Below are 309 nucleotides of genomic sequence, written 5' to 3' on the forward strand. Positions count from 1 at the left end.
GAGTTATATAATATTGTACCTGTCTGCTCAACAAAGGATTTTTTACAGTCACGACACAAGTAGCGTTGGTTGTTGCATTTAGTGCCGTTTTTGACAAAATGAGTAGAGTTGCAGTGAGGGCAGCAAGATACCTCTTTAGGCTGAATGACTTTTTCAATATTACTTAGTCTTGAAATATCACCTAAAAACCTCTCTTTTTCTTGCTCAGAGAGGTTGTTAAAAAGCTGTTTGAGAATGTCAATATTATTTGTTGTGGTTGACATAGTTAAACCCTTATAAATCATAGCTTGTAGGGTTGTTTTACCATTT

The 309-nt window shown here is 35.0% G+C and carries 1 protein-coding gene; it reads right to left on the reverse strand.

All coding sequences use genetic code 11. The annotated features are described in order from the left end of the window. On the reverse strand, positions 1–263 hold a 263-nt coding region (locus EI162_RS14570), incomplete at its 3' end, for a transposase (RefSeq protein ID WP_413038404.1). Positions 264–309 lie beyond the last annotated feature (46 nt).

The organism is Psychrobacter sp. FME6 (genome assembly GCF_014861365.1).
Lineage (GTDB): Bacteria > Pseudomonadota > Gammaproteobacteria > Pseudomonadales > Moraxellaceae > Psychrobacter.